Below are 12236 nucleotides of genomic sequence, written 5' to 3' on the forward strand. Positions count from 1 at the left end.
CGCTTCAGGCGTCAAGCGTGAGATCGGATGTGGGCACCGCGCGGCAGGTGAAGCACAGGCCCTCCTCCAGGCCGGCGACCTCGGACAGATGGGCGATCCGGCCCGAGACGACGCCGACCGCGCAGCTCTCGCACTGGCCGACGCGGCAGCCGTTCGGCAGATCGAGCCCGCCGGCCTCGGCGCAGGCGAGGATGGTTCCCTTCTCCGGCGTCCAGTCCATGGAGCGGCCGGAACGGGCGAAGACGATGCGGTGGGTGCCGCCGGGCATGGCGCCGATGGCCTCCCCGCTCCAGAAGCGCTCCTGGAAGATCTCGAAGCGCGGCACGCCGCGCGCCAGCAGCCCGTGCGTCACCTGCCGCATCATGGCGTCCGGCCCGCACAGATAGAATCGGGCGCGGGCGGCGATCAGCGCGTCGTCGATGGCCGCGTCCGTGATCCGGCCCACGGCATCGGGTTTGTCTCCCGGCGTCGGGCGGGAGAGATGCCGGCGCACGGCGAGGTTGGGCAGCCGCGCCGCCAGCGCCCTCAGCTCCGCTCCGAATGCCTCGGATGCCCCATCCCGGCTGCCGTAGTGGAGAACCACGCGCGGCTCGCCGGGGGCGCCGGAGAGCGTCCGCAGATAGGAGATGAAGGGCGTGATGCCGACGCCGGCGGCTACCAGCACCACCGGGAACTCGTTCTGCAACGGCAGCGCGAACAGGCCGCCGGGCGCCTGGCACTCGACCTCGCCGCCGGGCGCGAGGTCCGTCACCAGGGGCGAGAACGCGCCGCCTTCGAGCCGCCGCACCGTCACCTCGTAGGCGACGGGTGCCGGATCGGCCGCCGAGGACAGCGAATAGGAGCGCGCAAGGCCGCCGCGATGGAGCGTGAGGTGTTGGCCTGGCCGGAAACCGGGCAGGCTCCCGCCGTCGCAGGGCGCGAGCCGCAGGGTGACGACGCCGTCGCACTCTTCCCGGCGCGCCGCCACGCGGAACTTGCGTCTACCGATCCAGGCGCCGGCGCTCTCGCGCGCCACCTCGCAGGCGAAGGAGCGCAGGCCCGGCGCGCCGCTCACCGGGTCGCCGTCGGCATTGGCGATCAGGTTGTTGTAGTTGAAGCCGTCCGGATCGCCTGCCACGCTCCCCGGCAGACCGAGGTCCGGGCAGGCCTGCCACCAGCCATAGTCCGCCACCACGGTTCCCGGCTGCACCGAGGCGTCGATCCGCGCCTTGAGGCGCGCGCTGCCGACGCGGCTCATCAGCCGCACCCGGTCGCCGCCGGAAATGCCGCGGTCGGCGGCCGTCTCGGGGTTGAGGCTTGCTTCCGGCTCCGGCGCCCGCCGGCGCAGGGCGACGATGTCGCGGTGCTGGGAGTGGCAGAAATTGCCCCGGTTGCCGGTGGTGAGCACCAGCGGGAACGACGCCGTGGTGCGCTCGGCCGGGGGGGTGAAGCCGGGCACCGGGTCATAGCCGTGCCGCAGCAGCAGCTCGGAATAGATCTCCACCCGCTTCGTCTGCGTGGCGAAGCCCGTCTCCCGATACTTGTGCGGGCGCCATGCCAGCGGGGGGCGGATGCCTTCCGGACGCTTGCGCAGGTCGTCGACGGTAAGCCCGATGGGCTCCAGCACGTGGTTCCATCCCGCCTCGACGCTGCCGCCGAAGAAGGCCTCTCCCAGGCCGAGGCGGGTGGCGAGGTCGAACACGATGTCGAGGTCCGAGCGCGCGCTTCCCAGGGGCTCGACCATGCGCGGGCGCAGTTGGACCAGTTCCTCGGCCGCCTGCGTGATCTCGAACCCGACGCGCAGGCTCTCGCGCTCCCACGCGCTTGCCACCGGCAGGACGATGTCGGCGAAGTCCGCGGTCGGGTTCAGGAACAGGTCGCAATGGACCTGGAATTCCAGCGCCGCGAGCGCCGCCCGCGAGCGCGCGGGATCGGGGTGCGAGACCAGGATGTTGGAGCCGAAGCCGACCAGCGCCCGCACGCGGTAGGGCTCGCCCTCCAGGATCGCCCGGTGCAGGTCGCGCGAGGTGATCCAGCCGTTGCGCTGCGGGCCGAGCGGATGCGCGGCGAGGCCGAGCGCCTTGGCGCGCTGCTCCGGCGCGAGCAGCGCCGGCGGATTGATGCCGCGCACCGGGTGCTTGGCGAACAGCACGTTGCCCCCGGGGGCGTCGAAGCACCCCGTCAGCGCATGGAGCGTGGCGACGGCGCGGTCGGTCTGCGTGGCGTTGGTGTGCTGGCCGATGCCGGTCCAGCCGTAATAGCTCACCGCCCTGGCGCTGGCGAAGGCGCCCGCGATCGCCTCCAGGAGAGCGGGCGAAACCCCGGTCTCGGCCGCGACGCGGTCCGGTGTGAAGGGGTCGAGCGCGGCGCGGTAGTGGGCGAAGGCGGTGCGGCAGGCGCGGGTTCCGCCGGGCGTCTTTACCGCGGTCGCGGCTTCGAGGTCCGCCGCCGCGACCTGGTCGGCCGGAGCCGGGGCGCCGGATCCGGCATCGACCGCGACGTAGCATTCCGCATCGGCCCAGCCGAGGTCGGCGCCGCGCAAGAAATGGCCGGTGTCGTTCCGCACCAGGAACGGGGCGTTGGTCCAGCGGGCGACGAAATCCCGGTCGAACGCGCCGCGCGCCACCAGCAGCCGGGCGATGCCCAGCGCCAGCGCGCCGTCGGTTCCCGGCCGCACGGGGCACCAGATGTCGGCGCCCGAGGCGCTGCCGGAACGGTGGGGGTCGACCACGATGAGCTTCGCGCCGCGCGCCTGCGCATCGCCGATGGCCTGGGCCTGCGCGAGCCAGGAATTGGCGGGATCGTGCCCCCAGAGGACGATCAGGTCGCTGTTGCGATAGTCGGGCGTGGGCAGGCCGACGCCGAAGGTGAAGGCGTGGCCGTAATCCTTGTGCCAGTTGCACATCTCCACGGCGAAGCAGTTGTTCGGGCTGCCGAACAGACGCACGAAGCGCTGCAGCCAGTCGGTGCTGTCGGAGATCGGGCTGGAGCTTTGGGAGGTGATGGCGAAGGCGACGCTCTCTGGCCCGCTCTCCGCCCGCATCGCATCGAGGCGCCCGGCGATCTCGGCCATGGCCTCGTCCCAGCCGATGGCGCGCCAGCCCGGATCGGCAGCGCCCTTCGGCGCGGTGCGGCGCAGCGGCACGGTGAGGCGGCGCGCGTGATGGGCGATCTCCGGAGCCGCCCGCCCCTTCGGGCAGATCGCCTGCCCGGTGGGGTGGGTGCGGTCCGGCCGCACCTCGATGAGGCGCCCGTTCTCCACCACGTTGAGCGTGCCGCAGCGTGAGCGGCACAGCGCACAGAAGCCCGGCTTCACCTCCATGGCGCCGCCCCGCCGGCCGCGCGCCGGCTCCTACGCATCCACATAGGCGACGCCTTCCATGATGCGGCGGGCGGTGCGCCCGAATGCGGCGCGGGTGACGCGCGGCGCGCCATTGGAATGGGCCACCTCCGCTTCCGCCTCCACCACGCCGGCGGGATGGCCGATGCGGATCGGCGCGCCCGGCGCCACGGCGCGCACCACCTCGGCGGCGATGCTGCCCGGGAGCCGGGCGGCGACGCCGGTGCAGGCGATGGAGGTGGCGGCGTAACTGGGATGAACCCGCTCCAGGAAGATCAGCCGGGCGGCGAGGTCCATCTCCTGCGCGGCGATTTCGCGCCCGTCCGGCGCGGCGCGGTAGGGCGCGGGCAGGCCGGCGATCACCACCATGGGCGTGACGCGGCTTTCGGTGCGGGCCTTCGCCGGGTCGTCCACCAGCCCGAAGCGGAAGGCCGCCTCGCCGCGCACCTGCTCCAATTGCTCCACGAGCCCGGGCCGGCTGTGGATCGCCTCAAGGCTCTCGGTGCCCGAAAGGCCGAAATCGGCGGCCCGCACGATGACATGCGGATTGGCGATGTCGACGAGCGAGACCTCGATCGTCCCGAGCCCCGGAACCGCCATCTCCTCCCGCACGTGCCCGGTGGGGAGGAGGGCGCCGCTGGCGGCACCCGCGGTGTCGGAGAAATCCACCAGGATCCTGGCACCGGACCCGGGAACGCCGGGAATTGCGTAGTCGCCCGCTTCCACGGCCCGTCCATCGACCACCGGCACCTCGACGGTGATCACCCGACGCAGATTGGTGTTGAAGATACGCACGGGGGTGAAGGGCGTCGCCGCCCGGACGAGGCCGCGCTGCACCGCATGCAGCCCCACCGCCGAGACGATGTTGCCGCACGGGCTCGCATAGTCGATGGCCGCGCGCTCCAGCTCCACCTGTCCGAATGTGTATGTGACGTCGGCGCCCTCGGGGCCGCCGGGCGCGATCAGCGCCAGCTTGCTGGTGAGCGGGTCGCCGCCGCCGAGCCCGTTCACCTGGCGCCGGTCGGGCGAGCCGAACACCGCGAGAATGACGCGCCGGCGCTCGTCCTCGTCGGCGGGCAGGTCGGCCGCATCGAGGAACACGCCCTTGCTCGTGCCGCCCCGCATCAGCGCGCAGCGAAGCTCGCGAAACATCGTTTCTTCCTCCCCGCGCGCTTCCCGCCCTGGTCGCGATCGGCTATCGTCCGTTTTCATAGAACATAGTTCTGCAATATAGAACAGTCGAGAGGGAACGATGCGCAGGAGAGAATTCCTTTTGGGAGCCGCCGCCGTATGCGCCCTGCCGGGACCCGGCCTCGCCGCGGCCTATCCCGATCGCCCGGTCCGGGTGGTGGTGGCCTTCGCCGCGGGCGGCGGCACGGACCTCATCGGGCGCACCGTGGCGCAGCGCCTGCAGGCGGTGCTGGGGCAGCCGTTCGTGGTGGAGAACCGGGGCGGGGCAGGCGGCAACATCGGCACCGACCTCATCGCCAAGGCACCGGCGGACGGCTATTCGCTGCTGCTGGGATACAGCTCCAACTTCGTCATCAGCCCGTTCCTCTACGACGACCTCGCCTACAAGCCGCTGAAGGACTTCGCGCCGATCTCGCTGGTGGCGACCGCCACCAACATCCTCGCCGCGCATCCCTCTTTGCCGGCGAGCAACCTGAAGGAGCTGCAGGCCTACGCCAAGGCCAACCCGCGCAAGGCCTATTTCGGCACCGCCGGGGTCGGCACGCTCGGCCATCTCACCGGCGAGCTGTTCGGCTCGGTGGCCGGGGTGGAGATCGTCCACGCGCCCTACAAGGGCAACAGCGCCGCCCTCACCGATCTTCTGGCAGGACGGGTACAGCTGTTCGCCGGGTCGCCGGCGGTGGTCATGGAGTTCGTCCGCAACGGCCGACTCAAGGCGCTCGCGGTCGCCAGCCCGCAGCGCGAGCCGGGCATGCCCGAGATTCCCACCTTCATCGAGCAGGGGTTCGCCGTGGAGGCGCTCGCCTGGTTCGGCCTGCTCGCGCCCGCCGGCACCCCGGCGGGCGTGATCGACACGCTCAACAAGGCGGTGGTCACCGCCCTCGACGACAAGGAGGTGAAGGAGAGCTTCGCCAAGCTCGGCTACGAGGTGACGACAAGCACGCCCGCCGTCTTCGCCGACTTCATCCGCACCGACTACGACCGGTGGCAGAAGGTGATCAAGGCGGCCGGCATCAAGGCCGAATAGCGGTTCAGCTCCCCGTCGCCGCGGCGGATGACGGGGAGCCGACGCCCCAGTCGGCCAGCACATCGGCCGCATCGCAGCCGAGCGGACCCATGGCGCGGGCCACGCGGCCCGGCGTCGCCGAAAGGCGGATCGGCGACGCCAGGAGCGACCATGCGTCCCCCAGCGGCGAGGTTCCCGCGGCGACGAGGCCGCGCGTGCGCGTGCGCTCGCTCTCTGCCACCTCGCTGACGCTCAGCACGGGCGCCGCGCGAAATCCCATGGCCTCCAGCTTGGACACGGCCTGCGCGCGCGCAAGGTCCCGCACGCTGTCCGCCGGAAGCGGCCGTCCCGCGCGGTCGACGGCGATGAAGCCGTCGGCGCAGGCGAGCACGGCCGTGGCCGGCGCCGAGGCGCCGTTCCAGTCGAGGCGGGTCATCCAGGCGGCAGCGTCCAGCATGGAGAGGTCGATGAACTGGCCCTCGCCGGTGCGCTCGCGATGGTCGAGCGCGGCGAGGATGAACAGCAGGCTGAGCTGGCCGCCCACCAGATCGATCAGCGAAATGCCGGCCTTGTAGGGGACGTCCTCGTGCCGGATCGCGTCCATGATGCCGGCGGCGCTCTGGATGGTGGTGTCCATGGCGCCGCGCGCGCGATCTGGCGCATCGGCGCCGAACCCGCTGACGGCGCAATAGACGAGGCGCGGATTGATGCGGTTGAGCGCGTCCGGCGAGAAGCCGAACCGGCCGAGCGCACCCGGCTTCATGTTCTCCACCAGCACGTCCGCCCGGCCGACGAGGTCGGCGAACATGGCGGCGTCCGCCTTGTCGCGCAGGTCCACGGTCACGCCGCGCTTGTCGGAATTGCTCATGGTGAAGAAGTAGCCCTGGCCCTCGCGCAGCGGCGGCAGCAGGCGCGCCGGCTCGCCGCCCGGCGGCTCGATCTTCACCACGTCGGCGCCGAATGCGCCGAGCTGGCGCGCGCACAGAGGCGCCGTGGTGTACTGGCCGATCTCCAGCACCCGGAGCCCGTCCAGCGGCCGCTCCGGTGCGCTTGCGGCCGCGGCGCGGCGCGGCCCGGCCCGGCGGGCGAGAAGGTCGCGCACGAAATCGCTGTCGCGGCCCGGAGCCGGCACCGCCGCCGGCGCCCGGCCGCGCGTCCGGGAGCCGCGGAACAGCGCGCCCGGCACCCGCGCATGCGTGCCGTCGGGCAGCGCCGCCGTCCGGGTCATATCGCGGTGGCGCAGGTTGCGCTCCTCGAACAGATCCGCGATCCGCGCCACCGGGCCGGCGGGGATCGCGCCGGCGTCGAGCTGGTCCATGCATTCGGCCACCGACAGGCGGGCGGTCCATTCCTCCATCAGCCGGTCGACCTCGGGATTGTGGGTCACGCGGCCCGAGGGCGTGGTGAAGCGCGGATCGTCCGCGAGGTCGGGCCGGCCGATGATCCGGCAGATGCGCACCCACTGGTCGTTGGAGCCGGAGCAGACCATCACCCAGCCGTCGCGGGCGCGGTAGGCATTCCATGGCGACATGGAGGGATGGTGGTTGCCGATGCGGTTCGGCGTCCCGCCGGCGAAATGCCGGGGCAGGAAGGTGGTGAGCATGCTGAAGGCGCAGTCGTACATGGCGACCGCGGTGTGCTGGGGCGGCGCGCCGCGCGCGCCGGCGCGCAGCGCGAGCAGCACCGACGAGGCGGCATAGAAGCCGGAGGTGAATTCGAGGATCGGCGTGCTGGAGGGGATCGGCGGCCCGTCCGGGTCGCCGGTGACGTCCATGACCCCCGAGAGCGCCTGCACGAGGCCGTCCGGCAGGGGCTCTGCCTCCGCCGCGGCGCCCAGCGCGGTGACATCGCAGACGAGGCGGGCCCGTCCCAGCGCCGCCGCGATCGGCTCCGGCCAGTCCCGGTCGAGGTCGCGCGAGACCAGGACCGCGTCCGCCTTGGATATGACCGCGGCGACCTCGGCCACCGCCTCCGGCCCATCGAGCGTCAGGCTGTGCTTGCCTGCGGCAAGGCTGGCGCGGTGGGGCGCCTTGGTGCCCCCGTCCCCCGGCGCAGCGGGCTCGATCATCACCACCGTGGCGCCGAGTTCCGCGAACAGGGCGCCGCAGACCGCAACGGCGATCCGCTCTCCAAGCTCGACAATCAGAAGGTCGTGCGAAAGGGGGGTCTTCATTTCGGGCTCGGCTCCCCTGGGCTGGCGGTTGTTGGCGTCCGGCGGGTTGGCGCTCACGTCTCCTCCTCGAAGGCCAGCTCGCGGGTCTTGCGCACGTTGGGCAGGATCACGATCACCAGCAGGCACACGGCAAGCACCAACAGCACCGCGCTGATGGGACGGGTGACGAACACGCTCGGGTCGCCCGACGACAGCAGCATAGCGCGCCGCAGGTTCTCTTCCAGCAGCGGGCCGAGGACGAACGCCAGCAGCAGGGGCGCCGGCTCGCACCGCCATTTGGTGAGCGCATAGCCGAGCACGCCGAACACGATCAGCAGCAGCACCTCGAAGGACGAGTTGTTGACGCTGTAGACGCCGATGCAGGACACCACCAGCAGCACCGGATGGAACATGCGATAGGGCACCTTGAGCAGCGCCACCCACACGCTGATCAGCGGCAGGTTGATGATGACCAGCATGATGTTGCCGATCAGCATCGAGGCGATGACGCCCCAGAACAGTTCCGGGTTCTTGGTCATCACCTGCGGGCCCGGCTGGATGCCGTGGATCATCATCGCCCCCGCCATCAGCGCGATCACGGCATTGGACGGGATGCCCAGCGTGAGCAGCGGGATGAACGAGGTCTGCGCGCCGGCATTGTTGGCCGCCTCGGGCGCCGCGACGCCCTCGATCGCGCCCTTGCCGAAGCGGTCGGGATTCTTGGCGATGCGCTTCTCGAACGCGTAGGCGGCGAAGGCGGAGAGCGTTGCGCCGCCGCCCGGCAGGAGGCCGAGAATGGCGCCGAGGATGGTGCCGCGGATCGCGGCCGGCGTCGCCTCGCGGAAGTCCTGGCGGCTCGGCATCAGGCTGCCGATCTTGGCCTGAACCAGCGAGCGGTACTCCGGACTTTCGAGGTTGCGGAGCGTCTCGGCGATGGCGAACAGGCCCATGGCGAGCGGCACGAAGCCGATGCCGTCATTGAGCTCGGGAATGCCGAGGGTCATGCGCGGCTGGCCGGTATTGATGTCGGTGCCGATCATCGAGAGGAAGAAGCCCAGCACGATCATCCCGAGCGCCGAGAGGATCGAGCCGCGCGCCAGCACGATGGCGGCGATCATGCCGAGCACCATCAGCGAGCAGTATTCCGCCGGCCCGAACATCAGCGCGACCTCGGCCAGCGGCGGCGCGAACAAAGCGATGAAGAAGGTGGCGAACAGGCCCGCGAACAGCGAGGCCAGCGCGGCGATCGCGAGCGCCGGTCCGGCGCGGCCCTGCCGCGCCATCTGGTAGCCGTCGAGGCAGGTGACGACGGACGAGTTCTCCCCTGGCAGGTTCACCAGGATGGCGGTGGTGGAGCCGCCATAGGAGGCGCCGTAATAGATGCCGGCGAGCATGATCAGGGCCGAGACCGGCTCCAGATAGAACGTCACCGGCAGCAGCATGGCGACGGTGGCCACCGGCCCGAGGCCGGGCAGGACGCCGATCAGCGTGCCGATGAGCGCGCCGATCAGGCAGTAGAGGAGGTTCGCCGGCTGCGCGGCGGTGGCGAAGCCGGACAGGAACTGACTGAACAGATCGAACATCAGAAGAGCTCCGGCCACAGCGGCATGGGAAGGCCCAGGCCATCCACGAAGATGAGGCTGGCGGCGACCGCGAGCCCGATGGCGAGGACGATCGTTTCGCGCCAGCGGGTCTCAGCGTCGGCAAGGCCGGCGATGATGACCACGCCGCAGATGGTGATCGGCAGGCCCAATCGATCGAGCGCCACGGAAAAGAAGGCGACGGCGGCGCAGATCAGGATCAGCGGGCGCGGATACCAGCGCGCCAGCTTCTCCTCGTCCGCGAACAGGCTGCGCACCATGATGGCGAGGCCAAGCGCGATCAGCACGTAGGCGCTGGCGGTGGGCAGCCAGCCGGGCCCCATCCGCACCGCCGTGCCGACCCTCAGGTTCTGCGCGAGCCACAACCCCCAGCCGGCGATGCCGATGAAGGTGGCTCCGGTCAGAACATCGTTCCAGTTCCTTATATGCGGGATATGGCGTGCCGATCCGGGACGGCCCGTCTCGGCGACTGCATCCTTGAGCTTCGCGTCCATGCTTTCCTCCCTCTCGCGGCATCTTCGGCCGTCAGGATCGGTTTCCGATCGCGCTCTTGTAGGTCTCGATTCGTTGTTTCAGGCCGGGGCGCGCGACGGAGGCGGCGAGGTCGGCCATGTCCTGCGCCCGCGTGTCGGGGCGCAGGCAGCGGGAGATGGCTTCGTGGGTCTGCGGCGCGAGCAGGCCGAGGTTGGCGAAGATCGCCGACTGGCGCTCCGGCCAGGCGGCTGGCGCGGCGATCTCGCTCGCGAAGCCATTGGCGATGGCGGTGTCGGCATCCAGCTCGATGCCATCCAGAATCAGGCGGCGCGCCGCCTGCAGGCCGACGATGGCGCCCAGCCTGCGGGTGCCGAGAACCACGCCGAAGCGCACCCCGGGAAAGCGGAACGTGGTCCCGGGGGCGGCAATGCGCCGGGCGCACGCGCCGAACAGGTCCGCGCCGGCGCCGAACACGCGGCCGTGCGCGAGCGCCAGCGTCTCGCCGGGGAAGTGATGGACCGCCTGCAGCATCTCTTCCGCCTGCAGGAAGCGCAGCGCCAGGTCGCCGTCGCTCTGCCGGTCGAGGCCGCCGAGGTCGAAACCGGAGCAGAAGCTTGCTCCACCGCCCGTGAGGACCAGCAGCCGCGTGCCGTCGCGCGCCGCGTCGGCGACCGCGTCCCGCAGGTTAAGGACCAGCCCTGCACTGAGGGCGTTGCCGCGGGCCGGACGGTTGAGCTGAAGGCGCGTCACCGGCCCTTCCCGCTCGACGATCAGTTCGCTGGCGTCTTGAGCCACGTTCATCGGACTATCCGTCTCCCCAATTCCCTTGCGACATGGCTCCCTGGCGACAGGGATGAGGCCCGCCGCCGATCGGTGACGGGGGTCAACGCGACGAAATGGAACGTTGTTTCGTAAAATGTCAACGGCGATCCGCGCGATGGATCACGGCGCGATGTCCTCGGGAGGAACGAAGTAGGGGGTCGGCTCCAGTTCGGCCTCGCGGAACCGGCGCATGCTTTGCCGGTAGGTTCCGAAGTCGGCGACGAACAGCTCACGGGCGATTGCGGCGGCGGCACGGGTGGTGGTCGCGCGCACTGCCGGCAGGTCGCCCGCAAGCGCACCGTGGCTGAGGCTTGCGCCGAAGCTCAGCAAATAGAGGTTTGCCACCTCCGGCGCGTGGACGCCGGCCTTCGCCGTCAGCTGGAAGTCTGGGGTCAGATAGGGCAGGCGCGCGAGCGCCGGAAAGCGGGCCGCCTCTTCCGGCGCCACGCGCTCCCCCCACGTCTCGATGTGCGGCAGAATCGTTTCCAGATAGGGCACGTCGGCGAGGTCCACGTTGAAGCCGGTGGCGAAGATGACGGCATCGAAGCGGTGGCGCCCCTTCGCGGTGACGATGTCGATCCCGTCGTCGTCCGGGATCACGTCGACCCAGGGCTCGGCAAACCGCAGATCGAAGCCGGCATGCCGCGTGCAGCGCAGAACCGATTCGTGGGGCGGCGGCATCTGCACGCTGGCGACGTGGCTCATGAATTCCCAGCGCGCGGCGTCGTCCATCGCCGGAAAGCCGTGCTGGAAACCGGGAAAGACCATCCAGCGCGACTTGTTCACCTGCGGCAGCGTCGGCCGGCGGCAGAACATCACCGCAGCGGCGGCGCCGCCCTCCAGCGCCGTGCCGGCATTGTCCAGGGCCGAGGCGTTGGCGCCGAGGATCGCCACGCGCTTCCCCCGGAGCGGGCCGAAGTCGATGGCATCGGCGGAGTGATGGATGTGCGGATGGCGGTCGCCGCGCGCCATGTCGAACGAGGGAAAGGCGGGCACCTGCCGCCCGCCCGCGCCCTCGCGGCCGGTGGCCAGGATCACCTTCCGGGAAAAGACAACTTCGCGCCCGCGCGGGCCCTCGATTTCGGTGCGCAGCAATCCGTCCGCGGGTTCGAGCGCGCGGAGACTGGTCTCGTTCTCGACAGGCAGTTCGAGCACTCGCCGCAGCCACAGGAGATAGGCGAGCCAGTCGAGCCGGTGGACCTTGTAGAGTTCATCCCAGCTTCGTCCCTGGGCCTCATGCCAGGCGCGGTAGGTGAGCGAGGGCACGCCGAGATCCGGGCCGCATTGGCGTTTCGGCGAGCGCAGGATGTCCATGCGGGCGTATGTGCCCCACGGCCCCTCTTCGCCCTCGCGGGCGCGATCGATGACCCGCACGTTGCGAATGCCCTCGCGATAGAGCGCGAAAGCCATGGTCTGGCCATACATTCCGCCGCCGATCACCAGCGCGTCGAGCGCCGTCGACCCGTCGGGCGCCGGCTTCGGCACCGGCCAGGCGCGCGGCGGGTAGTTCAGTCGGTCCAGATCGCGCTTCACTTCGCGCTCGAGCCCGGCAAGGGACCCGCTGTCCGGGGCGTTGCGCCCCTGATCGACGCGATCCAGCATGATGTCCATCCCTCGCCCTCCCTGCCCGGCGCGCCTGCGCACGGGATTTTTGTTCTGATAATTAGATCA

General features: G+C 70.9%; 8 protein-coding genes. 1 reads left to right on the top strand and 7 read right to left on the bottom strand.

Annotated elements, in window-relative coordinates:
• Positions 1 to 4: 4 nt before the first annotated feature.
• Both D9R14_RS17960 and D9R14_RS17965 read right to left on the bottom strand, forming a co-directional pair.
• Complete coding sequence (locus D9R14_RS17960) at positions 5 to 3301, bottom strand: molybdopterin-dependent oxidoreductase (RefSeq protein WP_121624723.1); 3297 nt, start codon at positions 3299 to 3301, stop codon at positions 5 to 7.
• Positions 3302 to 3331: 30 nt separating this feature from the next.
• Positions 3332 to 4471, bottom strand: coding sequence for a PrpF domain-containing protein (locus tag D9R14_RS17965; protein ID WP_170168665.1), 1140 nt, complete (start codon positions 4469 to 4471; stop codon positions 3332 to 3334).
• A 121-nt stretch (positions 4472 to 4592) separates the two neighbouring features.
• Here D9R14_RS17965 and D9R14_RS17970 point away from each other — a divergent pair, with 121 nt between their 5' ends.
• On the top strand, positions 4593 to 5537 hold the full coding sequence (locus D9R14_RS17970) for a Bug family tripartite tricarboxylate transporter substrate binding protein (RefSeq protein ID WP_170168666.1): 945 nt from the start codon (positions 4593 to 4595) through the stop codon (positions 5535 to 5537).
• Positions 5538 to 5541: 4 nt separating this feature from the next.
• Here D9R14_RS17970 and D9R14_RS17975 read toward each other — a convergent pair whose 3' ends face one another.
• The 5 genes from D9R14_RS17975 to D9R14_RS17995 all read right to left on the bottom strand — a co-directional run bounded on the left by D9R14_RS17975 (position 5542) and on the right by D9R14_RS17995 (position 12176).
• Positions 5542 to 7746 (bottom strand): CaiB/BaiF CoA transferase family protein, encoded by a 2205-nt coding sequence (locus tag D9R14_RS17975; protein WP_121624726.1) that lies wholly within the window; start codon positions 7744 to 7746, stop codon positions 5542 to 5544.
• Positions 7743 to 9251: a tripartite tricarboxylate transporter permease gene (locus D9R14_RS17980; protein WP_121624727.1), complete on the bottom strand. Its 1509-nt coding sequence runs from the start codon at positions 9249 to 9251 to the stop codon at positions 7743 to 7745. The genes D9R14_RS17975 and D9R14_RS17980 overlap by 4 nt, the downstream gene beginning before the upstream one ends.
• A complete protein-coding gene (locus D9R14_RS17985; protein ID WP_121624728.1) occupies positions 9251 to 9763 on the bottom strand; it encodes a tripartite tricarboxylate transporter TctB family protein in 513 nt (170 codons plus the stop codon). Before D9R14_RS17985 ends, D9R14_RS17980 begins: the two co-directional genes overlap by 1 nt.
• Positions 9764 to 9794: 31 nt before the next feature.
• On the bottom strand, positions 9795 to 10544 hold the full coding sequence (locus D9R14_RS17990; RefSeq protein WP_121624729.1) for an enoyl-CoA hydratase/isomerase family protein: 750 nt from the start codon (positions 10542 to 10544) through the stop codon (positions 9795 to 9797).
• Positions 10545 to 10685: 141 nt separating this feature from the next.
• Entirely contained in the window at positions 10686 to 12176 is a 1491-nt protein-coding gene (locus D9R14_RS17995; RefSeq protein ID WP_121624730.1) for an NAD(P)-binding domain-containing protein, read from the bottom strand.
• Positions 12177 to 12236 lie beyond the last annotated feature (60 nt).

The sequence above is a fragment of the Xanthobacter tagetidis genome (assembly GCF_003667445.1).
Lineage (GTDB): Bacteria > Pseudomonadota > Alphaproteobacteria > Rhizobiales > Xanthobacteraceae > Xanthobacter > Xanthobacter tagetidis.

Bases quoted from the DNA above. Each gene is read 5' to 3' on its own strand.
- D9R14_RS17960 (WP_121624723.1), bottom strand. From the start codon at position 3,301: ATGGAGGTGAAGCCGGGCTTCTGTGCGCTGTGCCGCTCACGCTGCGGC.
- D9R14_RS17965 (WP_170168665.1), bottom strand. From the start codon at position 4,471: ATGTTTCGCGAGCTTCGCTGCGCGCTGATGCGGGGCGGCACGAGCAAG.
- D9R14_RS17980 (WP_121624727.1), bottom strand. From the start codon at position 9,251: ATGTTCGATCTGTTCAGTCAGTTCCTGTCCGGCTTCGCCACCGCCGCG.
- D9R14_RS17985 (WP_121624728.1), bottom strand. From the start codon at position 9,763: ATGGACGCGAAGCTCAAGGATGCAGTCGCCGAGACGGGCCGTCCCGGA.
- D9R14_RS17990 (WP_121624729.1), bottom strand. From the start codon at position 10,544: ATGAACGTGGCTCAAGACGCCAGCGAACTGATCGTCGAGCGGGAAGGG.
- D9R14_RS17995 (WP_121624730.1), bottom strand. From the start codon at position 12,176: ATGGACATCATGCTGGATCGCGTCGATCAGGGGCGCAACGCCCCGGAC.